Genomic DNA, 25784 nt, shown 5'->3' with positions numbered 1-25784 from the left:
GGGTCATGGAACTCTATACCTACTACCGTTCTACCGCGTCGTATCGAGTACGTATTGCCCTGGCCCTCAAAGGCCTGGATTTCACCGCGCTGCCGGTCAACCTGCTGGTGCCGGCTGGCGGCGCCAACCGCCAGCCTGACTACCTGGCAATCAACCCCCAAGGGCGCGTGCCGGCGTTGCGTACTGATGAAGGGGCGTTGCTGATCCAGTCACAGGCGATCATTGAGTACCTGGAGGAGCGTTATCCCCAGGTGCCGTTGCTCTCCAAAGACCTGGTAGCGCGCGCTCATGAGCGGGCGGTGGCGTCGATCATCGCCTGTGATATCCACCCGTTGCATAACTCCAGTACCCAGAACTTGCTGCGTAAATGGGGGCACGATGAGGCGCAATTGCTGGAGTGGATCGGACACTGGATCAGCCAGGGCCTGGGCGCGGTGGAGCAGTTGATTGGCGACACCGGGTTTTGCTTTGGCGAGCAGCCGGGCTTGGCCGATGCGTTTCTAATTCCACAGCTGTACGCGGCCGAGCGTTTCAAGGTGCCCTTGGCGGCGTACCCACGCATTGGGCGGGTGGCGGCATTGGCGGCCCAACATCCGGCCTTCGTGCAGGCCCACCCCGCCAGTCAGCCTGACACACCCTAGGCCCCCTGTGGGAGGGGGGAAAGCCCCAATGCCGTTCAGTCAAGCGAGCGCAATGCTCACAGCCATGAAGATCAAATGTGGGAGCTGGCTTGCCTGCGAAAGCGTTAGTGCAGTAGCAGATGCGGTGACTGTCACACCGCCTTCGCGGGCAAGCCCGCTCCCACAGGGGATTCGCGCTTAACTGACTGGCATTGGGGTAAACCCCTCCCACATTTGATCGCGCCAACCTAATAAAAAATAAAGGTACCTTGCGATGCACAATCAGATTGCCAGCTTTCGCGCGGCACTCGACGCCCGTCCGGTGTCGCGCTACCAATGGTTGATTCTCCTGCTGCTGGCACTGCTACTGGTCACCGATGGCTACGACGCCCAGGTATTGGGCTATGTAGTGCCGGCGCTGGCTCAGGACTGGGGCCTGGAAAAATCCGCGTTTGGCCCCGTGTTCAGCGCCAACCTGCTGGGCCTCACCCTCGGCTCGCTGTTGGTGACGCCGCTGGCGGATCGGTTTGGCGTGCGACGTATCCTGCTGGCATGCGTGCTGATCTACGCCAGCCTCACGGTATTGATGGTGTTCGCCAATTCCCTGACCACGTTGATGGCGGCGCGGTTTATCTGCGGGATCGGCATGGGCGGTGCGATGCCCAGTGCCATGGCGTTGATGTCAGAGTATTCGCCGCCACGCCTGCGTACCTTGATGGTGACCCTGGCTGCGTGCGGCTTTTCGTTCGGCGGCGCGGCGGGTGGCTTCGTGGCGGCGGGGTTTATCGACAGCTTTGGCTGGCAGGCGGTGTTCCTGGCCGGCGGTGTGACGCCGTTGCTGCTGTTCCCGTTCCTGGTGTGGCTGTTGCCCGAATCCTTGCCGCGCCTGTTGCGCGATGCGCCGCCCTATCTGCGTTTGCGCAGAGTCACGGCGCGGATGCTGCCCGACTGGCAGCCACCGCCCGCGACCGAAGCGGAAAACTTGAAGGAGCAAGGCAGCAAACTGACGGTAGTGGAGCTGTTTCGCAACGGCTACGCGCGCCCGACGCTGCTGATCTGGGCGACTTTTTTCGTCAGCCTGATCCTGCTGTATTTCATGATCAGTTGGTTGCCGTCGCTATTGCTCGAAAGCGGCCTGGCGTTGAACGAAGCCAACCTGGTCACCTCCATGTTCCTGTTCGCCGGCACCTTGGGCGCCATTCTCATGGCCTGGTTTGCCGACCGCCTGAAAAGCAAAGTACGGTTGCTGTCCGGCGTGCTGGCGGCGGCAGCGTTGTGCACCGTCCTGCTGGGCTTGAACCACGACAACCCACGCTACCTGGTGGCCTGCGTGTTCGCTGCCGGGTTCTGCATCATCGGCGGGCAACTGACCCTCAATGCCTTCGCGAGCAACTTCTACCCGGCGCACGTGCGCGCCACCGGCACAGGCTGGGCGTTGGGTGTGGGGCGATTCGGGTCGATTCTAGGGCCGCTGTTTGGCAGCCTGTTGTTGGCGATGCATATACCGGTCGAGCAGATTTTCTTTTTTTGCGCGATTCCGGCGGTGATTGCAGCGTTGTTGATTATTCAAGTGCGGGCTCCTACAGTGGGGTCAGTGCACCACTGAGTTGGGCGGCAGATGCCCCAGCCGCTCGGTCAGGCGCAAGCGCTGGATCGGGTCGTCGCTGAGCAGCAGCGCGTGTTCCAGGTCGAAGCGTTCGGCGCTGGGGCAGTCCAGGCGTTGATACAGGCTGGCCCGCGCCAGGTAGTCGGAGGCGCTGGCGTTGCCCAGTTCCAGTACGCGCTCGGCGTCCACCAGGGCGGCCAACGGTTCGTCGTTGGCAAGGTAGAGTTGGCGCAGGTTGCGCGACAGCCGTTGCAGGATGGCCCGTGGCTCGGCGGTCAGCAGGTGGTCGGCCTGCAATTTCAGCTTCGACCCATATTGGCGCGCCAGCAACTCGCGACAGTCGTTGGGGTACAGGCGCCGGCCGCCGCAAGGGTCCAACAGGTGATCGGCTCCCGGTACCCGCAGCAGGAAGTGCCCAGGGAAGTTCACGCCGACCATGGGGATATCCAGGCGCCGTGCCATCTCCAGGGCGATCAGGCCCATGGCCAAGGGTTGCCCGCGTTTGCGTTGCAGCACTTTGTCCAGCAGCGCGGCGGCGGGGCGCAACGGCGTATGGTCATCCTGGGCAAACCCCAGGTCATTCATGCGCCGCAGTAGCGGCTGGCCGAGTTCATCCGCCGGTAGCAAGGGCAAGCCCAGGCTCACCTGTTGTTGTAGCGCACCAAGGTCGTGCAGGATCAACGCGGGCTGCACGCTGGCGTCATGCTCGGCAGCAATCCACAACGCGGCTTCAAACAGCGCGAGGGGTGAACGGTCCAGGCAGGCGAAAAAGGCTGTGCGGGGATTCATTGAGTTCTCCGGCGTATGCCCCCGTTTTAGCCTTGCTGCGAATTTTCGTCCAGCATCTTGAGAGATATCCCAAACTCTTATGTCGTAGATCCCACGAAAACGCGCGGCTTATTCCAGCGCAATCCAGCAGTTTTCTGCCGCAAGCCTATACTTGGCCCACTACCAGAAGTGATTCGGGAGCTCATTGATGTTTGCGCTCATGCACAGCACCCGCCTTGAATCGCTGCACCTGAGCGTTGATCCGGTGACCGGCTTGAAGGCGATCATCGCCATCCACAACAGTCGCCTGGGCCCAGCGTTGGGTGGCTGTCGTTACCTGGCTTACCCTAATGATGAAACCGCCGTGGCCGATGCCGCGCGCCTGGCGCAAGGCATGAGCTACAAAGCGGCACTGGCCGGGCTGCCGGTGGGCGGCGGCACGGCGGTGATCATCCGCCCCGTGCACGTGGAAAGCCGTGCGGCGCTGTTCGAGGCGTTTGGCCGTTGTGTGGAAAAACTCGACGGCCGCTTCATCACCTCGATCGACAGCGGTACCTCGGTTGCCGACATGGACTGCATCGCCCAGAACACTCGCTTTGTCACCAGCACCACCGCCGCCGGAGACCCTGCCCCTCATGCTGCCATGGGGGTGTTTGCCGGTATCCGCACTACCGCCATGGCGCGCCTGGGCAGCGACAACCTCGAGGGCCTGCGCGTCGCGGTGCAAGGCCTGGGGAATGTCGGTTATGCCCTGGCCGAACAATTGCACGCCGCCGGTGCCGAACTGCTGGTCAGCGATATCGACCACGGCAAGGTGCAACTGGCCATGGAGCAACTGGGCGCCCACCCGATTGCCAACGACGCCTTGCTCAGCACCCCCTGCGATATCCTCGCACCGTGCGGCGTCGGCGCCGTGTTCAACCGTAACAGCGTCGGCCAGTTGCGTTGCGCCGCCGTGGCGGGTGCGGCCAGCGCACAACTGACCAACCTGGACATCGCCGACCAATTGGAAGGCCGCGGCATCCTCTACGCGCCAGACTACGTGATCAACTCTGGCGGGCTGATCTACGTCGCCCTCAAACACGCCGGCACCGACCTGCCTGGCATCACCGCACACCTGTCGAACATCGGCAGCCGCCTGACCGAAATCTTTGCCCACGCCCAAGCCGAAAAACGCTCCCCCGCGCGGGTGGCCGATGAACTGGCCGAACGCTTGCTGTACAAATAGGCCAGGCATTAAAAAGGCCCTGAATCCATGATTCAGGGCCTGTTCAATTCGGGCTTTACTCGGCTGCCGGGTTCAGCAACTCGGACAGCGCGTCCGGTTGGCTCTTGAACGCCTTGGCAAATACATCACGGTTCTTCGCCATGTAAATCCCGGCTTCCTCCACCTGCTGCTCGCTCAACGACGGCACGGCTTTTTGCAACACCTCTGCCAGCAACTCAGCGAGTTCAAGCATCTTGTCATGACGGTCAGCTTCGGCTTTATCCATGAACAAACGCTCCAGATCTCGGCTGCTGCGGTATACCACTTCGACGGCCATTCACCACCTCACATGCCTTCACGATAGTTGTCTTTTGCGACTACTGTATTTATATACAGCGAAAAGGATAAGCCAAACGCTGGGGTTTGGGTAGTAGGTTTTTAATGTAGTTGGGAAATTGGGGTTTGCTACACCGGAAATTTCTGACAACTTGCCGGGGTTGCGCTGGAATTGTCCGGTGGCTTACCTTCTTCGGGCGCTGCATTTGCAGCGAGCGGGCTTGGCGGCCCACCAAGGAAGCGCAACGACCCCCTATGAGATTGCTGGGTTTTTACACGGCACTCTTGTTTTTATGGCGGGTTGCGCATGGACCCTTCGGGGTGCCGGGTTGTTCCTTACCGGTCCGCCAACCTTGTGCAATCCGTCACCCAATCTGCTTGGCGGCAGACGGTGATGGTTTCTTAACTAAGGAACTAGTCGATGAAGAAACACACACCCACCCCCCCGTCTACCGAGTCAGTGCTTTTCAGTGTCACTCCTGAAGCTGATACAGAAACCTTGCTGGCAAACGCCAGCGAAACCTTGAACAGCGCCCGTGAGATGGCCAGTACCCTGGCATTCGACCTTGATGGTCCACAGCGAAGCTTGGTCCTGGCGATTCATCAACTGATTGAAATGGGCGGTCTGCTGGTCGATCGAGCGCTGGAGCAAATTGCACCAGCTTGATGCCATGATCTGATCGTTCCCACGCCTGTGGGGACGGTCTAAAAAGTGATTGGTGAACACGGATTTTTTCTGTTACTCACTTCATCGCCGGGAGCACGACAGCGAAAACGCTAGCGACTAGACTCCTTTTACATCAACAACGGAGGCTTTTATGGACACTTCCTTTTCCTCAGGTATCCAAGCAGATATCGAAGAGCAGGCTGACAGCTACGACCGCTGGTTTCGCGCGAGAGTGCAGGCCGCTCTTGATGACCCAAGCCCTGGCATTCCTCACGACGAGGTGATGGCCGAGATGCAAGCGCTGATCGAATCTAAACTCAAGAAAGGCGATGCTGATTGAATGGCTGCCCGCAGCGCGGGTAGAACTCCGGCAAATTATTGAGTACCTCAGTCATCGTAATCCTGTAGCAGCGCTTGAGCTTAAGCGATCAATCGAAGCTTCAGTGCTTGCCCTCTCGCGCAGACCCCATCTTTACCGCCCCGGCAGAATCGGCGGAACACGAGAGATGGTGGTACATCCGAATTATCTGGTTGTATACAAAGTGACAGACAATATTCGGATTCTCTCGGTTTTACACGCACGCCAGCGATATCCTTGAAGTTTTCGTTTTTCGGATGAGCAAAAGATCTACTCTGCTCATCCTCCTGCGTGCCTCATGCTAGCCAGTCATCATCTCATGCCTGCCCTCTGGCCTTGTTTCTGCATACAGAACAACCGTCACGTCCAACCGGCATTATCCGGTCGAATCGACCTAAGGAAGCATCATCGTGAAAATCAACTGGGCCGAAAGGCTGCGCCAGCAAGTGCACGGGCTAGCCGAGTCCCTGGGCAATCTGTTTGTCGAGTCGTTCCATTACCTGGCGCTGTTCGCCATTGGTGCGGTGACCGCATGGGCGGCGGTGATGGAATTTCTGGGGATGCTGGAGAACGGGCACATCAAGATCGATGACATCTTGCTGCTGTTCATCTACCTGGAACTGGGTGCCATGGTCGGGATTTACTTCAAGACCAACCACATGCCGGTGCGCTTCCTGATCTACGTGGCGATTACCGCGCTCACGCGTTTGCTGATCTCCAACGTGTCTCATCACAACCCGCCGGATCTGGGCATCATCTACCTGTGCGGCGGGATTCTGCTGTTGGCGTTTGCGATCCTGGTGGTGCGCTACGCGTCGTCTGCCTTTCCTTCGGTGAAGGTCGAAAGCCCGCGTCGCAAGGGCGAAGCGAGCCTTGAGACCGAGAAAGGCGAGCTTTAAAGCCCCACGCTGAAGGGCAGGGTACGGGCGGGCGGTCGCTGCAGGAGTTTGTGGCTGTCGCCGTCCGTCATCAGCTCCAGGATTTCTACAGCGCTATGGCCTTGTTCGATGGCGATGCCGAACTGGATGCTTTGCACCAGGCGCTTGAGGCGTTGCGGGTCGTTGCGTTGTTCGGCGCTGATCATGCGCTTGGCCACTACGCCGGTCTCGTTCGAGAGGGTGAGCATGATGCTGCCGTCCAGCCGTTGAATGCTCAGGTTGACGCGGTATTGGGGGCTGAACGTGTCGGTGATGATCTGAAAAGGATTGTCCATGGTGCGTTACCGCCTGATAAGAACATGCAGTCATTGACGGCCGGTGTCGGGATTAGTTCGCATTGCCTGACCACTGGCCAAATTCCGTTTTCCTCAAAAGCTCTACAGCAAAGGCCGTGCCGTACAGCGATTTACCCGGCACAGAAATCCAGATGTGGGAGCGGGCTTGCCCGCGATTGCGGTGTATCAGCCAATCAATAGTTGGCTGAATGATCGCTATCGCGGGCAAGCCCGCTCCCACATTGGATGTATGTCGTGAGCTAATTCAGGGCATTACGGAAAAAACGATCGCAGACAGCGCAATCAGGCCAATGACCACCACAAACACATTCGATACCTGACCTGAATACTGGCGCAAAGATGGCACGCGGCGAATCGCGTACATCGGCATCAGGAACAGCAGGCACGCGATGATCGGTCCGCCCATGGTTTCGATCATGCCCAGGATGCTCGGGTTGAAGGTGGCCACGGCCCAGCACGTCAGCACCATGAACAACGCGGTGCAGCGTTCCAGCCATTTCGCCGACATCGAACGGTTGCGCCCGCGCAGGGATTTGACGATCAAGCCTTGGAAGCCTTCGCTGGCACCAATGTAGTGGCCCAGGAAGGATTTGGTGATCGCCACCAGCGCGATCAACGGTGCGGCGTAGGCAATCACCGGCGTCTGGAAGTGGTTGGCCAGGTACGACAGGATCGAGATGTTCTGCGCCTTGGCAGCGGCCAGGTCCGCCGGTGACAGCGCCAGCACGCAGCTGAAGCAGAAGAACATCACGGTCAGCACCATCATGCCGTGGGCGGTGGCCAGGATGCCGCTGCTTTTGCGCTCGGCCTGGGCGCCGTAGACGCGCTTCTGGTCCACGGCAAAGGCGGAGATGATCGGCGAATGGTTGAACGAGAACACCATTACCGGGATCGCCAGCCACAACGTCTTGAAGAACAGCGGCAACGGCATGCCTTCGCTGGCCGAGGCGAAGAACGCGCCGTTCCAGTTGGGAATCAGGCTGAACGCCAGCAGCAGCAAGGCGGCCACGAAGGGGTACACCAGCACGCTCATGGCCTTGACGATCACGCCCTGGCCGCAACGCACGATGGCCATCAGGCCGAGGATCAGCACCAGCGACAGAATCGCCCGTGGCGGCGGCGCCATCTGCAATTGGTGCTCCATGAAACTGCCCAGGGTGTTGGTCAGCGCCACGCTGTACACCAGCAGGATCGGGAAGATCGCAAAGAAATACAGCAGGGTGATCAGCTTGCCGGCGCCGACACCAAAGTGTTCCTCGACCACTTCGGTGATGTCGCCGGATTTGCCCGACAGCACAAAGCGCGTCAGCCCACGGTGGGCGAAGAAGGTCATCGGAAATGCCAGCAGCGCCAGCACGATCAGCGGCCAGAAGCCGCCGACGCCGGCATTGATTGGCAGGAACAGGGTGCCCGCGCCGATGGCGGTGCCATAGAGGCCGAGCATCCAGGTGGTGTCGTGTTTGGTCCAGCCGGTGGTTACTGTGCTTTCTCTGACATCGGGATTTTCGGCAGCAGGTGTACGTACATCAGTCATCGGTATTGCCTCGTTATTATTTTTGCGCGGGCTCACGTTGGGGCGGGTAGCAGTGCTCCGATCAGCACTCCACCCAGCTGACCGCCAGGCCGCCCCGTGAAGTTTCTTTGTATTTGTCATGCATATCGGCGCCGGTATCGCGCATGGTGCGGATGACCCGGTCGAGGGAGATGAAGTGTTTGCCGTCGCCGCGCAGGGCCATCTGCGTGGCGTTGATCGCCTTGACCGCCGCAATGGCATTGCGCTCGATGCAGGGCACCTGTACCAGGCCACCGACCGGGTCGCAGGTCAGGCCGAGGTTGTGTTCCAGGCCGATTTCGGCGGCGTTTTCCAGTTGCTCCGGGGTGGCACCGAGGATATCGGCCAGGCCGGCAGCGGCCATGGCACAGGCCGAACCCACTTCGCCCTGGCAGCCGACTTCGGCGCCGGAGATGGAAGCGTTTTTCTTGCAGAGGATGCCGACGGCAGCGGCGGCCAGGAAGAAATTGACCACGTCGTCGTCAGACGCGTCGGCGTTGAATTTCATGTAGTAATGCAGCACTGCCGGGATAATTCCGGCCGCGCCATTGGTCGGGGCGGTGACCATGCGTCCGCCGGCGGCGTTTTCTTCGTTGACGGCGAGGGCGAACAGGTTGACCCATTCCATCGCCGACAAGGTCGAGGTGATCACGTTGGGCTTGCCGATTTCCAACAGGCTGCGGTGCAGCTTCGCGGCGCGACGGGGTACATCCAGGCCACCGGGCAGGATGCCTTCATCGCGCAGGCCCTGTTCCACGCACTCGCGCATCACCGACCAGATATGCAGCAGGCCGCTGCGGATTTCTTCGTCGCTGCGCCACGCCCGTTCGTTGGCCATCATCAGTTCGGATACCCGCAGGCCGTGCTTGTTGCACAAGGCCAGCAGTTCCACCGCACTGGAAAAATCATAGGGCAATTGCACATCGCTGGTGGGCGCAATGCCTGATGCAGCTTCGGCGGCTTCGATGATGAAACCACCGCCCACCGAGTAATAGGTTTGTTCGCTCAGCAGGCCGCTGTCGCCATAGGCGTGCAAGGACATGGCGTTGGGGTGGTACGGCAGGCTTTCGTCCAGCAGCAGCAAGTCGGTGTGCCAGTTGAAAGCAATTGCGTGAGAGCCCGCCAGCAGCAATTGGCCGGACTCGCGCAGTTGCTGGATACGCGCATTGATCGAGGTGGGGTCGACGCGGTCTGGCCATTCACCCATCAAGCCCATGACACAGGCGCGGTCGGTGGCATGGCCGACACCGGTAGCGGACAGCGAGCCATACAGGCGCACTTCGACGCGACGGGTTTGGCTGAGCACATGCTGGTCGGTCAGGGCTTGGGCGAACGTCGCGGCAGCGCGCATCGGGCCGACGGTGTGGGAACTGGATGGGCCGATGCCCACCTTGAATAGATCGAAAACACTGATAGCCATGCTAAAGCCTTACAAGCAATGGAGTAGAAATCGCTGCCATGTTTTGTAGAGCAGGCGGAATTGGCGCGATACTGAGCCTCTGGCTCGGCACTGACCAACGAATTATCCTAAGACACCCTTTAGCAGGACTAAACACTATGACTCGCCCCCTCCACGGCCAGACCTATGTCTGGTTGCATGTGTTTTCCTGCGCCGCACGGCATCTGTCGTTCACCCGCTGCGCCGAAGAACTGCACATCACGCCCGGAGCGGTGAGCCAGCAAATTCGCCAACTGGAGGAGCGCCTGGGCTTTCGACTGTTTCATCGGCGTGCGCGAGGCGTTGAACTCAGCGCCGAGGGGCAGCGCCTGGCGGCCGTGGTGGGGGAGGCTTATGGCAGCATTGATGCCGAACTGCAGCGCCTGGACGCCGGGATGATCAGCGGCACCTTGCGCCTGCGTTCGATCCCCTCGTTTCTGGGCAAGTGGCTGACCCCGCGTCTGCCACGTTTTCAGCAGCGTTTTCCGGACATTCAACTGCGCATGGTCGCCGAAGACAGCAGCATCGCCCTGCATGAAGGCGACTTCGACCTGGCCATCGACCTGAACGACGGCAGCTACCCTGGGTTGTTATCCACAGCCCTGTTGGATGAACAGATATTCCCGGTGTGCGCCCCCAGCCTGTTGCGTGGCCGCCCGCCCTTGCATGGCCCGGCGGATTTGGCGCATTTCCCGCTGCTGCACGACATCACGGCCTGGCGTGGGAGTTATGAATATGCCGAGTGGGAGTTTTACCTCAATGCCATCGGCTACCACGGTGCCGACGTACGGCGCGGGCACACCTTCAACCGCAACCACTTGACCATCGAAGCCGCCATTGCCGGCATGGGCGTAGCGATTGCGCGGCGCACCTTGCTGAACGATGAGCTGGAGCGCGGCACCCTGATCGTGCCGTTCGGCCTGGCGGTGCCCAACCATAAACGCTATGTACTGCTGTATGCGCCGGGCGCGTTGAACCATCCGGGCGTGCGTGCGGTGCATGATTGGCTGGTGGAGGAAGCGGGGATTTTTCGCAGCTTGCACCCGTTGGGAGAGGAGCAATTGTGAGGAAAACAGGACGTAAGAAGTTGTAACTAACTCCCCACCCTACCAGCGTTTTTGCTCGTCGTCAGGGTTAATTTGTAATGTAGGATTTATCTTTGCAAAGGGGTTGAAATGTTTCAGCAGGTGCTCAATTGTGTAATCAAGAGGTCATGGTTTCACCACCCCGGTGTTGCAGTTTGTGACCTCTGGCGAGCTAGCTGAAATAAGGGAAGAACTATGCAAATCCAAGTCAATAGCGATAACCATATTGAAAGCAGCATCCGACTGGAGGAGTGGGTACGTACTACCATTGAGAGCACGCTCGAACGCTACGAAGAAGACCTGACCCGTGTAGAGGTCTACCTGCGAGACGAGAACGGCGACAAGCCCGGCCCTCACGATTTGAGTTGCCGTCTGGAAGCACGGCCAAAGGGCCATCAACCAGTTTCCGTGTGCCATAAAGCCGATACGCTGGAGCAAGCGATCGATGGCGCCGCAGTCAAGCTCGACCACGCACTGGAACATCTGTTTGGCAAACTGCAAGGCAAGCCGCGCGCTGCCGGTAAAAACCAGCCAATCAACAAAGTGAACGAAGACGCTTTGGAAGAGGAATTCCTGGAAAACGAAAACGCTGCTATTAACGGCTGATTGTTTTTTTATTCCCCCACTGAAAACGGGTCTGCACATGCAGGCCCGTTTTTCGTTCAGCGCTCACGCCGGAAGAAATGCCGGCTCAGCATCGCCAGCCCGCAGGCGCCCAACCCCGCAAACAACATGGCCCAGCCGGCGCCGCTGCGCAGCGCTGTTTGCGCATCCTGAACGGTCAGCCCCGGCGCATCCAGCTTGCCGGCGGCAATATGCTGGCTGAGTCTTGTCCACTCCAGTGTTGTGCTGTCAGGCAGCACGTGGGCCAGGTTGTGGCTGATCCCCAACAACAGCACCAGGCCCATCAGCGCGATATTGAGCGCGAGGGTGATCAGCCGTGCGCTGAAGTCGATGCCCGAGGCCATGCCTGCGCGGTCATTCGAGACGGAGCCGGTGGTGGTGTTGGTGGTCGGCGAATTGGTCAACGCCAGCCCGATACCGGCGATCACGCAACTGAGCAGCACCAGCGCGGTGCTGGGTTGTCCGGCGTAATTAACGGCGGCCATCCCCATGAACCCTGCGCCCATTGTCCCCAGGCCCAAGGGAATGATGCGTTCGGCGCCAAAGCGCAGGGCCAGGCGTTCGGCCAGCGGCGGCACCAGCAAAGTGGGCAAGGTATAGGCGAGCAGGGCGGCGCCGGTGGTCAGCGTGTCGTAACCCAGGCCTGCCTGGAAGTACAACGGCAGGTAAATCATGAACGGCCAGAAGCTGAAGTTCATGCCGATCGAGCCCATCAACGCGCCATTGAAGCGTTGGATGCGGAACACCGAGAAGTCGAACATCGGATGGGCGCTGCGCCGCTCAATCAAGATAAACAGCAGCAGCCCGAAGACCGCCAGGCCGGCCCAGCCGAGCATCGCCGGGGCGCCAAAGCCGATTTCGCTGCCCTGGGTGATGAAATAAACCAGCGCAAACACCGTGAGTGTCATGGTCAGCATGCCGGCGATGTCGAGGCGATGGTTGGCCGGGTCGCGGGATTCCTGCACGCTGATGTGCAACAACGCCAAGGTGAACAGGGTCAGCGGTACATGCACCAGGAACACCCAGCGCCAGTCCGCCACGGCCAGGATCAAGGCTCCCACCATCGGTCCGAAACCCAGGCCCACGCCAGCGATCACGCCCCATATCGCAAAGGCCCGCGCACGCGTTGCCGGTTCGCGGAACTGATGGGACAAGATCGCGAACTGGCAAATCATCATGGCCCCGGCCCCAATGCCCTGGACGAACCGCGCCGCGATCAGTGTCGGCGCATCGTTGGCCAAGCCACAGGCCAGTGAGGCCAGGGCGAATACCCACAGACACACCACCAGCACACGCCGACGACCGAAGCGATCCGCCAGGGTCCCCGCCGCCATCAGCACGCTGGTGCAGGCCAGGGTGTAGGCATTCATGATCCATTGGGCGTCTTGAAAGCCCGTGCCCAGCTCCTGTTCCAGCGTCGGCAGGATGACCGGCACGCTGGAGATTTCCAGGCCGAACATCAGGGCCACCAGGCAGACGGCGGTGAGGGCCAGGCCGTTCCTGGCGGTGCGCGGGGGAGTGAGGGCCGAGAGTGCGGCGGCGCGGGACATACGACATTCCTTTCGAAAGCGGGAGAGGCTATTCTCTCGGGAATCAGGTTCTTTATTGGCGATAACTTTTCCTTAGACAAGGGAATACAAGGCGACAATTAAGCATGGCTACCCCACGTTTTGATGGTGTCGAACTCTTTCTGCAGATTGTTGAAAGCGGCAACCTCACCGAAGCCGCCGAGCGCCTGAACCTCACGCGTTCAGCGGTGGGCAAGGGCCTGGCGCGTCTGGAAGCGCGTTTGGGCACTTGCCTGTTACAGCGTTCCACCCGGCGCCAGCGGTTGACTGAGGATGGCCAGGCGTACTACGAGCATTGCTTGCGCGCATTGGCGGAGCTGGAGGCCGCCGAGTCCGTGCTGGAAAGCGGCCGTCAGCAACCCCGCGGGCGTTTGCGAGTGAGCGTGCCCCTGGCGTTTGGTCATCACTATGCCGCGCCGGCGTTATGGGCTTTGCTGGATCGTTATCCGGAACTGGAAATCGACATTTGTTTTTCCGACCGCATGATCGACTTGGTGCAGGAAGGCTTCGATATGGCCGTGCGCATCGGCCCGTTGCCGGACACCGATCGCCTGAGTGCCCGCCGCTTGGGTCAGCAGGCCATGGGGCTGGCGGCGTCACCGGCGTATTTGCAGCGCAAGGGTGCTATTGGCAGTATCGAAGACCTGGCCGCTCATCGTGGCATTGCCTACCGCAGCAACACCGCGCAGCGCTCGCGCCTGGCTTCGCCCTTGATCGTGGACGACCTCCAGGCGGTAGCCGATGCCGCTATCGCGGGCGTAGGCCTGGCCTGGTTGCCGAGTTGGTTGATTGCCCACTATGCGCTGCGCGGGCAGTTGCAGGCCGTGCTGCCCAGCTACCGTGAGCAACCTGCGCCGATCCATGTGATCTGGCCGACGGCGGCGCATATGCCGGCCAAGACGCGGTGTGCCATTGACGCGTTGGTGGCCGCCACCCCGAGTTGCCTGGCGGGTAGCTAGCCCCATTCAATCCTAAACACACCGACAATCAACTGTGGGAGGCGTTGCAGTCTGCAGATTGCAGTCAGAACGCGATAGAGGTTTGCACATACACCGTGCGCGGCTCACCCACGTACTTGCCCTTGTTGTTGTCGTCGAACGAGCGGGTGTAGTACTGCTTGTTGAAGATGTTCTTCACCCCCACCGCCACATTCAGATCCGACAACTGCGGGCCGAAGTCATAGGCTGCGCGGCTGCTGAACAGCATGTAGCCGGGGATGCGGCCATTGGCACCGTCGGCGCTTTCGGCCTGGGTGTTGGCATTGTCGGCGAACTGGCTGCTCTGGTAGCTGCTGTCCACATTCAGCTTCCATGGGCCTTCGGTGTAACCCACGCCGAGGGTGCCTTTGTGCTTGGAGGAGAAGGGCACGCGGTTGCCTTTGTTCGGGCCGTCTTCGCGGATGGTCGCATCCACATAGGCGTAGGCGGCGTACACATCAAACCCTGCCAGCGCCGGGCTCAGGCCGTCGAGGGCGTAGTTGATGCTCGACTCGATGCCTTGGTGGCGAGTTTCACCGCGGGCGATCACCGTGTCGTTGGTCTGGTTGCTGTCGTACTGGTTGTCGAAGTTAATCAGGAACGCGCCGATTTCTGCACGCAGATTGCCGTTGTCATAGCGCGTGCCGAGTTCCCACGTGCGGGCTTTTTCCGGTTTCACTTCGCCGCTGTTCACGCGGTTGGGCATCTGGCTGTACTGCACGCTGCCGAACGAGCCTTCGGTGTTGGCGTAGAGATTCCAGTCATCGGTGAGGTGATAGAGCACGTTCAGCGCCGGCAGTGCGGTGTTGTAGTCGCCCTTGTATTTGACGTTGCTCAGGTTGTTGGTTTGCTGGGACTTGATCATCTCGTAGCGTACGCCCGGGGTGATGGTCCACTTGCCGATATCAATGCGGTCGTCGATGAAGAACGCATTGGCTTCGGTGCCGCCGCGCGTATCGCGGTCGTTGCGGCTGTTGGTGGTGGGTATTTGCTGGTTGGCGGCAATCGGAGTGCGGTAGCGCAGTTCGTGGCCGGCTTCATTGATGTAGCGGTAGCCCACACCCACTTCATGGTTGGTGGGACCCAGGTCGAAGCCCTGGGCGAAGCGCGTCTCCAGGCCGCGCACCCAATATTCCCGTGGCGACAGCGACAGGAAACTGCCCTGGTCCAGGTAACCGCTGCGCAGGGTCTTGGTGAAGAAACTGTTGACCGTGAATTCGCGGCGGTCCTGCTCGTAGCGGTAGCCGACGTTGAACATCGTGCGGCGGCCCCAGAACTTGTCGTAGGGCCGAGTGGACTGATACGGGTCGGCCTTGTAGTCCTTGACGTTCAAACCACCGGGCATGTCGGCCTGGCCTTCGTAGTACTGTGCCATGGCGTTGAAGCTGTTGGCGTCGTCCAGTTGGTATTTGCCCTTGAGGATCAGGTCATCGATGCGCGTGTTGCTGTTTTCGCGCCAGTCGCCGCCGCGGGTGCCGGAGTACAGCAGCGCACCCCCCAAGCCATTGTCGGCAGTGCCGCCGGCCAGCAAGTTGCCGGTGGTCTTGAAGCCGTCGTGGCTGGAGGAGGGGCTGGTCTCGGTCTGCAAGCCGCCCTTGACCGTGGGCGCATCCGGGATGGCACGGGTGACGAAGTTGACGATGCCACCGACGTTTTGCGGGCCATAGCGCACCGCACCGCCGCCGCGTACCACGTCCACCGCGTCCATATTGCCCATGCTGATCGGCGCAAAGGAGAGTTGCGGCTGGCCGTAAGGCGCGAAGGGCACCGGGATGCCATCCATCAGCACGGTGGAGCGCGACGCCAGGCGCGGGTTGAGCCCGCGAATGCCGAAGTTCAGCGCCATGTCGTGGCTACCGGTGCCGTTGTTGTCCGGGGCGTTGACGCCAGGGATGCGGTTGAGCACATCGCGAGCCTGAGTGGCGCCCTGGCGTTCGAATTCTTCGCGGCGGATCACATCACGGGCGCCGGGGTGCTCGAACACGTTGGTTTGCGCCGCGTCACCGAGCCAGTCGCCGACCACGTTGGAGGTCTGCAGCTCCAGGGTCGCAGGGGCGCCAGCCGGTTGCAGGCTGTAAGCGTTGTCACCCTCGGCGCGGGCTTGCAGGCCGGTGCCTTCCAGTAGTTTTTGCAAGCCCTCGGCAGCGCTGTAGCTGCCCGACAACCCAGCGCTTTGCATCCCGGCCGTCACGGCGGAACCGAAGGACACCAACACGCCGGCTTCGCGACCGAATTGATTCAGGGCCGCTTCCAGGGTAGTAGGTGCGATGTGGTACGCCTTGGCGTCGGCTGCCATCACCGCCGGCAGTGTGGTCAGGCTGAGGCTGGCACCGAGCAGGAGTTGGCGCAGTGTACGGGCGAGAAGCGTCGGGTGCTGGGGCATGAAGGGCGGTCCTGAGAAGGAAGGATCAAGGTGGCTTTCTTTCTCTGTCACGCCAGGTGCGGAAAACGGCTCACACAAAAGTAAAATAAATTCAGACCCGTGCCTGCACGGTCACCCAATAACGCGTAAAGCGCCGCACTTTCACCGGCAGGCTGATTTCCAGTAGGTCGAGGATGCGTTCGCTGTCGTCCAGCGGGTAGCTGCCGGACAGCAGCAGGTTGGCGACGTGTGGATCGCACTGGAGCTGGCCGCGACGGTAGCGTCCCAGTTCATTGAGGAAGTCTTCGAGGCGCATGTGTGCGGCCACCAGCATGCCGTCGGCCCAGGCGCCGCTGTTGGCGTCGGTGGGGCGTGGGGTGTCCCAGCCTTTGCGGGTGAAATTGACCTGCTGCGCGGCATCGACCCTCAGCGCCAAGCCGTTGTAGCGGTTGGGCATCACCTCGACCTGGCCGGCCAGTACCGCCAGTTGGGTGTGGTCGTTGAACTGGCGCACAGTCAAGCGCGCCGCCTGGCTGCTGAGCAGGCCCTGGCCGGTCAGCACGTGCAACGGCGCCTGGCCTGCACGGGCGGTGAGCAGGATTTCACCTTCAAGCAAGCGCACCAGGCGCTGTTGGCCGTCGAAATGCACATCCACCGCGCTGCCGGTGTTGAGCTGCAACTGGCTGCCGTCGGCCAGTTGTACTGTGCGGCGCTGGCCCACCGGGCTGCGATAGTCAGCCGTCAGCGGCGGCAGGATATGTTGCTGGCGCAGGCTCCAGGCGGCGGCCGAGCCGGCACCCACAATCAACAGTAATTTAAGCGCCTGACGCCGGCTGCGGGAGGTAGGCGCGTTCAACGCCGCGTGGGCCAGGGGGGAGGGCACGCCGCGCAGGCGTTGGTTGACGCTCTGGATCTGCTCCCACGCGCGTTGGTGTTCGCTGTGGGCATTCAACCATTGCTGCCAGGCCGCCTGCTGGCGTGGGTTGAGCGTGCCTTGCTGCATTTCCAGCAACCAGTGCACGGCTTGTTCGGCGACTTGGCTGGAGACATTCATAGGGCGAAGTAGCAGCGCATGGCCGCTTTGGTCAGGTGGCGTTTGACGGTGGCGATGGAGATGCCCAGTTGCGCGCCGATTTGCGCGTAGGTCAGGCCGTCGAGTTGGGCCAGCAGGAAAGCGCGTTTGACCTGCTTGGGCAAGCCGTCGAGCAGTTGGTCCAGTTCCAGCAGGGTTTGCAGGATGATTGCGCGGTCTTCTTCCGACGGTGCCACGTGTTCGGGCATCTGAGCCAAGGCCTCGAGGTAGGCGCGCTCCAGGTCCTGGCGGCGGTAGAAGTTGAACAGCACGCGCTTGGCCACGGTGGTGAGGAAGGCGCGCGGCTCGATCAGCGTTGGCGCTTCCCGGGCACTGAGCACGCGGATAAAGGTGTCCTGAGCCAGGTCGGCGGCGTTTTCCGGGCAGCCGAGCTTGCGTCGCAACCAGCCGGTGAGCCAGTGGTGATGGTCGTTGTACAACACTTCGACGGGGTTGGACGGCTGCAACGCGATCACTCCGCAAGCATTCGACATGCTTTAGAGAACAAGAATTGTTCGCATTGTAGGGCGCATGACAAGGTTCGGCAATCGGCCAAGGCAGGTGATTCATCCGTTCTCTTTTGCTTATGAGAATATTTATCATTAATATTGCGCGCTGATGAACCAGGCGCCTGCCGCATGAAAAGCAAAACCTCATTGCCCGTTTCCTACCGCCTCGCCGTCACCTCGCGCGTGCTGGCGGCGGTGATTGGCGGTTATCTGATGGCCTCCCTGGCCGCCATCTGCCTGGCGCTCTGGCTGCCCACCTCCCGTGCCGATGCGGTGGTCACCGGCATGATGAGTTCCTTTGTGTTCTACCTGCTGGCGGTGCTCTGGTGTTTTGCCTGCCGCACGGCATGGCGCGCCTGGGCAGGGGTGATGGTGCCGAGCGCACTCTTGGCCACCCTGGCCGGCATCGGTTTCTGGATGGCTCGCACATGAAAGAGGGCTTTCGCCAGGCCATGGCCTGGCTGCACACCTGGGCAGGCTTGATCTTCGGCTGGCTGCTGTTCGCGATTTTCCTGACCGGCACCCTGGCCTATTTCAAAGATGAAATAACCCACTGGATGCAGCCCGAAGTGCAGGCCCATCCCCTGGACGATGGGCGCAGCCTCGCCGTCGCGCAAAACTACCTGCAACAGCAGGCGCCTACCGCCGCACGCTGGTTCATTACCTTGCCGAACCGCCGCGACCCCGGTTTGTCGGTGATGTGGCAAGACAAGCTCGAACCCGGCAAGCGCGGTACCTTCATCCAGAAAGTCCTCGACCCCGTCACCGGCCAACCGGTGCAGGCCCGCGACAGCAAGGGCGGCGAGTTCTTCTATCGTTTCCACTTCCAACTGCAAATGCCTTACCCGTGGGGCCGCTGGCTGTCGACCATCGCCGCCATGGTGATGTTCGTCGCGCTGATCACCGGCATCATCACCCACAAGAAAATCTTCAAGGACTTCTTCACCTTCCGCCCGGGCAAAGGCCAGCGCTCCTGGCTGGACGGGCACAACGCGGTGGGTGTGTTGGTGCTGCCGTTTCACCTGATGATCACCTACAGCAGCCTGGTGATTTTCATGAGCATGGTCATGCCTGCGCCCATCGTGGCGTCCTACGGCGACGACAGCCGGGCGTTTTTCAGTGAGCTGTTCCCCGCTACCGACAATGCGCCGGCCCTCGGCCAGCCGGGCAAACTGCTGCCGTTGATGCCGATGTACCAGCAGGCGCGGGAACAGTGGGCGGGCGGGCATGTGGGGCGTGTGGCGGTCAACAACCCCGGCGATGTCAACGCGTCGGTCAACGTGTCGCGCGCTGGCTCCGACAGCGTGGTGCATGCCTCCGGCAGTACGTTGTCGTTCAACGGCACCACCGGCGAGCTGTTGCGAGGCAGTGCCGAGCCGTCATTGGCGACGGCCATCGGTGGCAGTTTCTACGGTTTGCACATGGGCCATTTCGCCGGCCCGGTGCTGCGCTGGCTGTACTTTATCTGCGGCTTGGCGGGCACGGCGATGATCGGCACAGGCTTGGTGATCTGGCTGGGCAAGCGCCAGCTCAAGCATGCCAAGGCCTCGGTGATGCCCTTTGAACTGCGGTTGGTAGAAGTGCTGAATATTGCCAGCATGTCTGGCTTGATGATCGCCATCGCGGCGTTTTTCTGGGCTAACCGCCTGCTGCCGGTGAGCTTCACCGCGCGTTCCGACTGGGAAGTGCAGGCGTTCTTTATCGCCTGGGCCCTGAGCCTGTTGCACGCCTTGCTGCGGCGCGGTCGCCAGGGCTGGGTCGAGCAACTGAGCTTCGGCGCGCTGTTGTTTGCCGCCATTCCATTGCTCAACGCCATCACCACCTCGCATCACTTGGGTGTCTCTGTGCCAAGCGGCGACTGGGCGATGGCCGGCTTCGACCTCACCTGCCTGGCCAGTGGCGCGTTCCTCGCCTGGGCAGCCTGGAAGATGCACCACCGCAGCGCGCCGCTACCCAAGGCTGAGCGTGCCCGCGGGTTAACACTCAAGCAGCAGGCCAACTGATGCTTCTAGCGCTATTGATGTGCTACGCCGGGTTCATGGCACTGTGCTTGTCCACCGACCGTCACCACGGCGAATTGCTGCACAGCAAACCCACAGCCATTCGGCGCCTGGGGTTGCGGGTGGGCGGTTGGTTGTTGCTGGGCGTGTCGATCTGACCCTCGGTGCTGGGCGCCGGTTGGAGCCAGGGCCTGGTGGAGTGGTGCGCGGTGTTGATGCTCAGCGCCTTGCTGCTGGTGTTGCTGTTGCCGTATCGGCCAAGGCTGGCCTTGATCCTGGCGGGGCTCGCCCTGTTGGCCAGCCCTGTTGCGGCGTTCGCTCTCTCTTGAGCCGGCCATGAGGAGCCATCGACCGCAATCTCCTCAGGACACTCCGCACGCGGATGCAGCGGGGGGACGCGCGCATTTCCTGCAGGTGTTTTTGTCCCAGCGCTCGCAAATGGAGGCGTTGGTCAGCCGCCGTGTGGGTTGCCGCGCCACGGCAGCCGACCTGGTGCAGGATTTGTTCCTGCGCTTCTGGCGTCGCCCGCTGGTGCAGGTCGAAGAATTGAGCACCTACCTGCTGCGCTGCGCCGGCAACATCGCCATCGACCACCTGCGCAGCGAAGGCGCGCGAGCACGCAGCAGCGAAGGCTGGCTGCCGGAACAATCTGACCACCAAGGCTGCGAACCCCAGGCAGCGTTGGAGGCGGGCAATGATCTGCGCCATGTGGAAGCCGCCTTGCGCAGCTTGCCCGAGCGCACCCGCCAGATTTTCCTGCTTAACCGCATCCACGGCCGCAAGTACGCCGAAATCGCCAAGGCCATGGGCCTGTCCCAAAGCGCCGTGGAAAAACATATGATGCGCGCCCTCGAAGCCTGCAAGGCCAGCCTTCGCGAACCACCGCCTCCACGCATGCCAGGGAAAGCCCCGTGAACCTCACGCCCACGCCCGCCCAGGAACAGGCCGCACTCGATTGGTTGTGCCTGCTGCATGACCAGCCTAGCAGCGGCGACCAGGCCACGTTCAGCCGCTGGTTACGTGCAGATCCCGCACACGTTGAGGCGTACTCCCAAGCCCAGGTGCTCTGGGAATTAAGCGAAGTACCGGCGCGCCAACTGGCCGATGAGGACGCGCTCGCCTTGCAGCGCTACCTCAATACGATCAACGCCTCCAAACGCTCCCGGGTAGCGCGTTGGTCTGGTGCCTTGGCCGTCGCCGCCTGCCTGCTGCTGATGGTGTCGATGGGCGCCGGTTGGCAGCCGTCACGCTGGGTCGATGAGTGGGGCGCCGATTATGTGACGGCGCCGGGTGAGGTAAAGACCTTCACCCTGGCCGATCAATCCAAGGTCACCCTCGACGCCGACAGCGCCATCTCTGTAGATTTCAGCCAGGGCGAACGGCACATCCAATTGCGCCGTGGTGCAGGTTTTTTCAGTGTGACCCACACCGGCCAACCCTTCGTGGTGGAGGCGAGCGGCGGTGAAACGCGGGTAATGGGAACGCAGTTTGAAGTGCGCCTGCAACCTGACGGCGCCGAGGTCACCGTGCTGTCCGGCCGTGTGGGTGTGACGCCCTCCAAACAGGGCCAGCAACAGGTGCTGACAGCGGGCCAGCAAGTGGCCTATGCCGACGGTATTGCCGACCCTTTGCATGGGGTCGACAGCGCCTCACGCCTGGCCTGGCGCGAAGGTTGGCTCAACTACTACAGGGCACCCCTGGCCGATGTGGTCCAGGACCTGAGGCGTTATTACCCCGGCCGAATTCTTCTGCTTAACGAAAACATGGCCGCCAAACGCGTCAGCGGCAGCTTTCCGAGCCAGGACCCTGTAGCGGTCTTGAACGCCTTGCAAGCGGTGTTGGGCTTTGAACAGCACACCTTGTTGGGCCGAATGATTGTGTTGCGCTAGGCCCGCAGCGCCTTCATCGAACCTTCATCGCAATCGCCAAAACCTGTCACCAAACGGTTACACGTGCCGTGGATCATCCCTGGGTTCCTGAACAAGTGGTCAGGAAGCTCGCATCTGCCCCATACAACACAACAATGTCAGTAAGGGATCTACACGTGAACCACAACACTCTTTATGCCCTGCTCCTCGCATCGGGCCTGGGCGGCTTTGCGCCGCTGGTTTTGGCCGATGATGCCCAGGATGTAGGCTCGGTGAACATCGCCGGCAAGCAAACCCTTGGCAGCGGCCACATGATTCTCGAAGAAAGTGCCAAGGCACGCTCGACGGTGACCAAGCAAGCCATGGACGAAATGTCGGCCACCGCCAACGCCATCGACAAGCTCAAGTACACGCCGGGCATCAACGTTTCCAGTGATGACGCCAGCGGCACCAGTGGCACCAGTTTTACCATGCGGGGCATGAGTTCCGACCAGGTCGGCGTCTCGGTGGACGGCGTGCCGATCAACGATTCGGGCAACTACAGTGTGTACTCCAATCAGTTAGGCGACCCGGAAAACCTGGCCGAAGTGTTCGCCACCCAAGGTTCCTCCGAGGCCGACGGCCCGCACATCGGCTCCAGCGGCGGCAACATTGGCATGATCACCATTCGCCCGACCAAGGACGCCGGGGTTTTCGCCAAACAGATCGTCGGTGCCAACGCCCTGCGCAAGACCTTCGTGCGAGCGAACACCGGGGATGTGGGGGGCCTGAAAACCTGGGTGTCGGCATCCCACCTGGAAGGTGACAAATGGCGCGGCAAGGGCACTCTGCGCAGCGACAAGATCGAGTGGAGCAGCCTGTTCGAAGGGGATAACGGCAACTCCACATTGGCCACGATCAAGTACAACAAGCAGGAAAACTACAACTACAACAGCCTTAGCAAGGCGCAGTTCGACACCGAAGGACGGCGTAAGGATTACGCGCAAAGCCCGGTGTACAAGGCTGGTTTGCTGTCGGCGTCCTACAAGCTCAACCGCAACCCGTTCGAAAGCGTCAACGCTACGCTGACCCAGCGCTGGCAACTGCAGGACAATTTGTCGCTGACGCTCACGCCGTATTACTACTGGGCCAACGGTGGCAGCTTCAGCGGCCAGACGGCTTCCAACCTGGGGCCAAAGTCCGACAAGGCCGGCAACTACGACCTGAGTAACCTGCAATCGGCCAACTATTACCGCCCTTCGTGGACCGAAACCTGGCGCCCTGGCTTCACGGCGAAAATGAAGTGGGACATCAACGAAGAACACAGCCTGGACTATGGCTACTGGTACGAACGCGCACGCCAGCGCCAGACCCAGCCCTTTATCGGCATTAACAACGAAGGTGCCCCCGACGATGTGTGGGGCGACTACAACAGCGGCGGCCAGGTGGTCGACAAAAACGGCGCTACGGTCCAGGGCCGTCACTACTACACCGTCACTCCCGCGCAGAAGCTCTGGGTACAGGACAACTGGCAAGCCACACCGGACCTGAGTTTTGTTGGCGGCGTGGCCTACCAATATGTCGAGCGTGACGGCAACAACCTCGGCAGCCTGTACGACACACCGGAGAAGCGTAACACCCGCTACCACCAGTTCCTGCCCAACTTCAGCGCCAAGTACCAGGTCGATGAAAGCAACCAGGCGTTCTACAACGTCACCCGCAATATGCGCACGCCGCCCAACTACGTGCTGTACAACAAGGGCGACTCCGTCAGCCTCAAGTCCGAATTGAGCTGGAACCAGGAACTGGGCTGGCGCTACACCGAAGACGACATGGCCTTGAGTGCGACCCTGTTCTACATCAGCTTCAAGGATCGCCAGGTCTCGACCACCGACGCCAGCGGTGACTACATGGTGCTCAACGTCGGCACTGTCGATAACAAAGGCTTGGAGCTGGAATGGAGCGGCCTGTTGCCGCACAACTTCAATTACTACGCGTCCTATACCTACACCCAGTCTGAGCAGAAGGACGATCTGCTCAGCAAGAACGTGCTGCTACCAACCTCGGGCAAGCAATTGGCCAACGTGCCGGAAAACATGTTCAACCTGGTGTTCGGGTATGACGATTCGCGGTTCTACGGCAACATTGCAGGCAAATATGTCGGCAGTTTCTATGGCGATTTGACCAACAAGGAGAAGATCGAAGGCCGTACGGTGTTTGACCTGAACGCGGGTATTTATTTGCCGGTGGATAAGAAGGTCATCAAGTCGGCGGCACTGCGGTTTTCGATGCTCAACGTGTTCGACAAGGAGTACTTGAGCTCGGCGCGTACGGTGGCGTTCAACTCGGCGCCGGTGAACGGGTTGGGGGCGAGCACGGCGTATTACAACGTGGGTGAGGAGCGCACGGCGATGGTGTCGCTGGAAGCCAACTTCTAAGCCCACCCGCAAGCCCAATGTGCAGAGCTGACTTGTGTGGGAGCTGGCTTGCCTGCGATAGCGGTGTGTCAGTCACAGGTATTGAACCTATTACACCGCCATCGCAGGCAAGCCAGCTCCCACATTTGATTGGGTGTTACTTCAGGGCGGCCATGATCGCTTCAGGGTTGTAGTCGCGAATCAAGGTCCCGTTTACATCCACAAACGGAATCCCGCCACCGCCCAGTGCCTCGTACGCCTTGCGCGCCTCGGCATCCTTCTCTATATCGACGGCCTGGTACGGGATACCCTTCTGGTCCAGAAAACGCCGGATCTGCTTGCAGTACCCACACCACTCGGTGGCATAGAGCACCACCCGCGCCGAGGCGCGTACGTGCTCGGGCGCCACCTGGGACGGGTTGAACAGCCGCTCCACCTTGCCCCAGTTCTGGATCGCAACCACCACCAGCAGCACCAGCAGGACTTTCTTGAGTACCCCGCCCAGCATCAGTTACGGCGCTTGAGCTGGTCGGTCAGTTGGGTCGGCAGGCCCTTGATGATCAAGGTGCCGGCGGCTTCGTCGTACTCGATCTTGTCGCCCAGCAGGTGCGCTTCAAAGCTGATGGACAGGCCCTCGGCGCGCCCGGTGAAGCGGCGGAACTGGTTGAGGGTGCGTTTGTCGGCCGGAATTTCCGGCGACAGGCCGTAATCCTTGTTGCGGATGTGGTCGTAGAAGGCTTTTGGCCGGTCTTCATCGATCAGGCCCGAGAGCTCTTCCAGGCCCATGGGTTCGCCGAGCTTCGCCTGGCTGCTGGCGTAGTCCACCAGGGTCTTGGTTTTCTCGCGGGCGGACTCGTCGGGCAAGTCTTCGCTTTCGACGAAGTCACTGAACGCCTTGAGCAGGGTGCGGGTTTCGCCCGGGCCATCCACGCCTTCCTGGCAGCCGATAAAGTCGCGGAAGTACTCCGAGACCTTCTTGCCGTTCTTGCCTTTGATGAACGAGATGTACTGCTTGGACTGCTTGTTGTTCTGCCACTCGGAGACGTTGATACGCGCCGCCAGGTGCAACTGGCCCAGGTCCAGGTGGCGCGAGGGCGTCACGTCCAGCTCATCGGTCACCGCCACGCCTTCGCTGTGGTGCAGCAGGGCGATGGCCAGGTAGTCGGTCATGCCTTGCTGGTAATGGGCAAACAGCACATGGCCGCCGGTGGAGAGGTTGGATTCCTCCATCAGCTTCTGCAGGTGCTCTACCGCCGTGCGGCTGAAGCTGGTGAAGTCCTGGCCACCGTCAAAGTACTCCTTCAACCAACCGCTGAACGGGTGCGCGCCGGACTCGGCATGGAAGAAACCCCAGGCCTTGCCTTGTTTGGCGTTGTAGCTCTCGTTGAGGTCGGCAAGCATGTTCTCGATGGCGGCGGACTCGGCCAGTTCCGTGTCGCGGGCGTGAAGAACTGCGGGTGTGCCGTCGGGTTTTTTGTCGATCAGGTGGACGATGCAATGACGGATCGGCATAGGCTTCTCGGCTGGTTGAAGGGGG

Annotated in this window: 26 protein-coding genes and 1 pseudogene; 16 read left to right on the top strand and 11 right to left on the bottom strand. The window is 61.0% G+C overall.

The features are described 5' to 3' along the window. Nucleotides 1–5 precede the first annotated feature (5 nt). On the top strand, nt 6–641 hold the full coding sequence (maiA, locus tag AC4PS6_RS26575) for a maleylacetoacetate isomerase (RefSeq protein WP_020301220.1): 636 nt from the start codon (nt 6–8) through the stop codon (nt 639–641). Between the two features lie 253 nt (nt 642–894). Further along, nucleotides 895–2226 carry an MFS transporter gene (locus tag AC4PS6_RS26570; protein ID WP_014717046.1) on the top strand — a complete coding sequence of 444 codons (1332 nt, stop codon included), beginning with the start codon at nt 895–897 and terminating at the stop codon, nt 2224–2226. Here the strand turns inward: AC4PS6_RS26570 and AC4PS6_RS26565 are convergent. After that, nucleotides 2212–3015 carry a transglutaminase family protein gene (locus tag AC4PS6_RS26565; RefSeq protein WP_198833000.1) on the bottom strand — a complete coding sequence of 268 codons (804 nt, stop codon included), beginning with the start codon at nt 3013–3015 and terminating at the stop codon, nt 2212–2214. The genes AC4PS6_RS26570 and AC4PS6_RS26565 overlap by 15 nt on opposite strands. Before the next feature lie 187 nt (nt 3016–3202). On the opposite strand from AC4PS6_RS26565, the gene AC4PS6_RS26560 reads away from it, so the two are divergent. Beyond that, on the top strand, nt 3203–4222 hold the full coding sequence (locus AC4PS6_RS26560) for a Glu/Leu/Phe/Val dehydrogenase family protein (RefSeq protein ID WP_014717048.1): 1020 nt from the start codon (nt 3203–3205) through the stop codon (nt 4220–4222). Nucleotides 4223–4277: 55 nt separating this feature from the next. On the opposite strand, the gene AC4PS6_RS26555 is transcribed toward AC4PS6_RS26560, so the two are convergent. Then, complete coding sequence (locus tag AC4PS6_RS26555) at nt 4278–4538, bottom strand: YebG family protein (RefSeq protein WP_003188807.1); 261 nt, start codon at nt 4536–4538, stop codon at nt 4278–4280. A gap of 420 nt (nt 4539–4958) precedes the next feature. On the opposite strand from AC4PS6_RS26555, the gene AC4PS6_RS26550 reads away from it, so the two are divergent. The 4 genes from AC4PS6_RS26550 (at nt 4959) to AC4PS6_RS26535 (ending at nt 6461) form a co-directional block, all read left to right on the top strand. Further along, nucleotides 4959–5204, top strand: a complete 246-nt coding sequence (locus AC4PS6_RS26550; protein ID WP_014717049.1) for a DUF6124 family protein — start codon at nt 4959–4961, stop codon at nt 5202–5204. 151 nt (nt 5205–5355) lie between these two features. Continuing rightward, nucleotides 5356–5544 carry a type II toxin-antitoxin system RelB family antitoxin gene (gene relB, locus AC4PS6_RS26545; RefSeq protein ID WP_014717050.1) on the top strand — a complete coding sequence of 63 codons (189 nt, stop codon included), beginning with the start codon at nt 5356–5358 and terminating at the stop codon, nt 5542–5544. Further along, nucleotides 5534–5803, top strand: coding sequence for a type II toxin-antitoxin system RelE/ParE family toxin (locus AC4PS6_RS26540; protein WP_014717051.1), 270 nt, complete (start codon nt 5534–5536; stop codon nt 5801–5803). Before relB ends, AC4PS6_RS26540 begins: the two co-directional genes overlap by 11 nt. A gap of 169 nt (nt 5804–5972) precedes the next feature. Next, nucleotides 5973–6461, top strand: a complete 489-nt coding sequence (locus tag AC4PS6_RS26535) for a phosphate-starvation-inducible protein PsiE (protein WP_014717052.1) — start codon at nt 5973–5975, stop codon at nt 6459–6461. On the opposite strand, the gene AC4PS6_RS26530 is transcribed toward AC4PS6_RS26535, so the two are convergent. From AC4PS6_RS26530 to AC4PS6_RS26520, 3 genes are all read right to left on the bottom strand, one after another. Then, on the bottom strand, nt 6458–6775 hold the full coding sequence (locus tag AC4PS6_RS26530) for a DUF3509 domain-containing protein (protein WP_020301218.1): 318 nt from the start codon (nt 6773–6775) through the stop codon (nt 6458–6460). The two genes, AC4PS6_RS26535 and AC4PS6_RS26530, sit on opposite strands and share 4 nt — an antisense overlap. Nucleotides 6776–7040: 265 nt before the next feature. Continuing rightward, nucleotides 7041–8330 (bottom strand): serine/threonine transporter, encoded by a 1290-nt coding sequence (locus tag AC4PS6_RS26525; RefSeq protein WP_336826992.1) that lies wholly within the window; start codon nt 8328–8330, stop codon nt 7041–7043. A gap of 61 nt (nt 8331–8391) precedes the next feature. Then, nucleotides 8392–9768 carry an L-serine ammonia-lyase gene (locus tag AC4PS6_RS26520; RefSeq protein WP_103452160.1) on the bottom strand — a complete coding sequence of 459 codons (1377 nt, stop codon included), beginning with the start codon at nt 9766–9768 and terminating at the stop codon, nt 8392–8394. 137 nt (nt 9769–9905) lie between these two features. Here AC4PS6_RS26520 and AC4PS6_RS26515 point away from each other — a divergent pair, with 137 nt between their 5' ends. Continuing rightward, a complete protein-coding gene (locus AC4PS6_RS26515; protein WP_014717056.1) occupies nt 9906–10853 on the top strand; it encodes a LysR substrate-binding domain-containing protein in 948 nt (315 codons plus the stop codon). 213 nt (nt 10854–11066) lie between these two features. Then, entirely contained in the window at nt 11067–11477 is a 411-nt protein-coding gene (locus AC4PS6_RS26510) for an HPF/RaiA family ribosome-associated protein (protein WP_003188815.1), read from the top strand. A 56-nt stretch (nt 11478–11533) separates the two neighbouring features. On the opposite strand, the gene AC4PS6_RS26505 is transcribed toward AC4PS6_RS26510, so the two are convergent. Continuing rightward, entirely contained in the window at nt 11534–13045 is a 1512-nt protein-coding gene (locus AC4PS6_RS26505; protein ID WP_014717057.1) for an MFS transporter, read from the bottom strand. A 104-nt stretch (nt 13046–13149) separates the two neighbouring features. Between AC4PS6_RS26505 and AC4PS6_RS26500 the strand changes: the two genes are divergently transcribed. Further along, nucleotides 13150–14022, top strand: coding sequence for a LysR family transcriptional regulator (locus tag AC4PS6_RS26500; RefSeq protein ID WP_019817650.1), 873 nt, complete (start codon nt 13150–13152; stop codon nt 14020–14022). Nucleotides 14023–14086: 64 nt separating this feature from the next. Here AC4PS6_RS26500 and fecA read toward each other — a convergent pair whose 3' ends face one another. From fecA to AC4PS6_RS26485, 3 genes are all read right to left on the bottom strand, one after another. Then, the gene (fecA, locus tag AC4PS6_RS26495; RefSeq protein ID WP_336826990.1) at nt 14087–16423 is read right to left on the bottom strand and encodes a TonB-dependent Fe(3+) dicitrate receptor FecA; all 2337 of its coding nucleotides are present in this window, start codon (nt 16421–16423) and stop codon (nt 14087–14089) included. 91 nt (nt 16424–16514) lie between these two features. Beyond that, the gene (locus AC4PS6_RS26490; protein ID WP_201915589.1) at nt 16515–17456 is read right to left on the bottom strand and encodes a FecR domain-containing protein; all 942 of its coding nucleotides are present in this window, start codon (nt 17454–17456) and stop codon (nt 16515–16517) included. Then, nucleotides 17453–17941 carry a sigma-70 family RNA polymerase sigma factor gene (locus tag AC4PS6_RS26485; protein WP_014717061.1) on the bottom strand — a complete coding sequence of 163 codons (489 nt, stop codon included), beginning with the start codon at nt 17939–17941 and terminating at the stop codon, nt 17453–17455. The genes AC4PS6_RS26490 and AC4PS6_RS26485 overlap by 4 nt, the downstream gene beginning before the upstream one ends. Before the next feature lie 171 nt (nt 17942–18112). On the opposite strand from AC4PS6_RS26485, the gene AC4PS6_RS26480 reads away from it, so the two are divergent. The 6 genes and pseudogenes from AC4PS6_RS26480 to AC4PS6_RS26455 all read left to right on the top strand — a co-directional run bounded on the left by AC4PS6_RS26480 (nt 18113) and on the right by AC4PS6_RS26455 (nt 24268). Next, a complete protein-coding gene (locus AC4PS6_RS26480; RefSeq protein WP_014717062.1) occupies nt 18113–18415 on the top strand; it encodes a DUF3649 domain-containing protein in 303 nt (100 codons plus the stop codon). Next, complete coding sequence (locus AC4PS6_RS26475) at nt 18412–19986, top strand: PepSY-associated TM helix domain-containing protein (RefSeq protein ID WP_336826989.1); 1575 nt, start codon at nt 18412–18414, stop codon at nt 19984–19986. The genes AC4PS6_RS26480 and AC4PS6_RS26475 overlap by 4 nt, the downstream gene beginning before the upstream one ends. Continuing rightward, nucleotides 19986–20312: pseudogene (locus tag AC4PS6_RS26470) on the top strand (DUF3325 domain-containing protein). The gene AC4PS6_RS26475 and the pseudogene AC4PS6_RS26470 overlap by 1 nt, the downstream one beginning before the upstream one ends. A 7-nt stretch (nt 20313–20319) precedes the next feature. Then, nucleotides 20320–20898 (top strand): RNA polymerase sigma factor, encoded by a 579-nt coding sequence (locus AC4PS6_RS26465; protein ID WP_014717065.1) that lies wholly within the window; start codon nt 20320–20322, stop codon nt 20896–20898. Further along, complete coding sequence (locus AC4PS6_RS26460; RefSeq protein ID WP_032903315.1) at nt 20895–21872, top strand: FecR family protein; 978 nt, start codon at nt 20895–20897, stop codon at nt 21870–21872. The genes AC4PS6_RS26465 and AC4PS6_RS26460 overlap by 4 nt, the downstream gene beginning before the upstream one ends. 155 nt (nt 21873–22027) lie before the next feature. Beyond that, entirely contained in the window at nt 22028–24268 is a 2241-nt protein-coding gene (locus AC4PS6_RS26455) for a TonB-dependent receptor (protein WP_020301211.1), read from the top strand. Between the two features lie 136 nt (nt 24269–24404). On the opposite strand, the gene AC4PS6_RS26450 is transcribed toward AC4PS6_RS26455, so the two are convergent. Further along, nucleotides 24405–24755, bottom strand: coding sequence for a glutaredoxin family protein (locus AC4PS6_RS26450; protein ID WP_020301210.1), 351 nt, complete (start codon nt 24753–24755; stop codon nt 24405–24407). After that, the gene (gene yejK, locus AC4PS6_RS26445) at nt 24755–25759 is read right to left on the bottom strand and encodes a nucleoid-associated protein YejK (RefSeq protein ID WP_014717069.1); all 1005 of its coding nucleotides are present in this window, start codon (nt 25757–25759) and stop codon (nt 24755–24757) included. Before yejK ends, AC4PS6_RS26450 begins: the two co-directional genes overlap by 1 nt. Between the last annotated feature and the right edge of the window lie 25 nt (nt 25760–25784).

The sequence above is a fragment of the Pseudomonas sp. DW-iso17 genome, assembly GCF_058725345.1.
The sequence above is the reverse complement of the archived record's forward strand: the minus strand, read 5'-3'. Positions and strand labels throughout refer to the sequence as shown.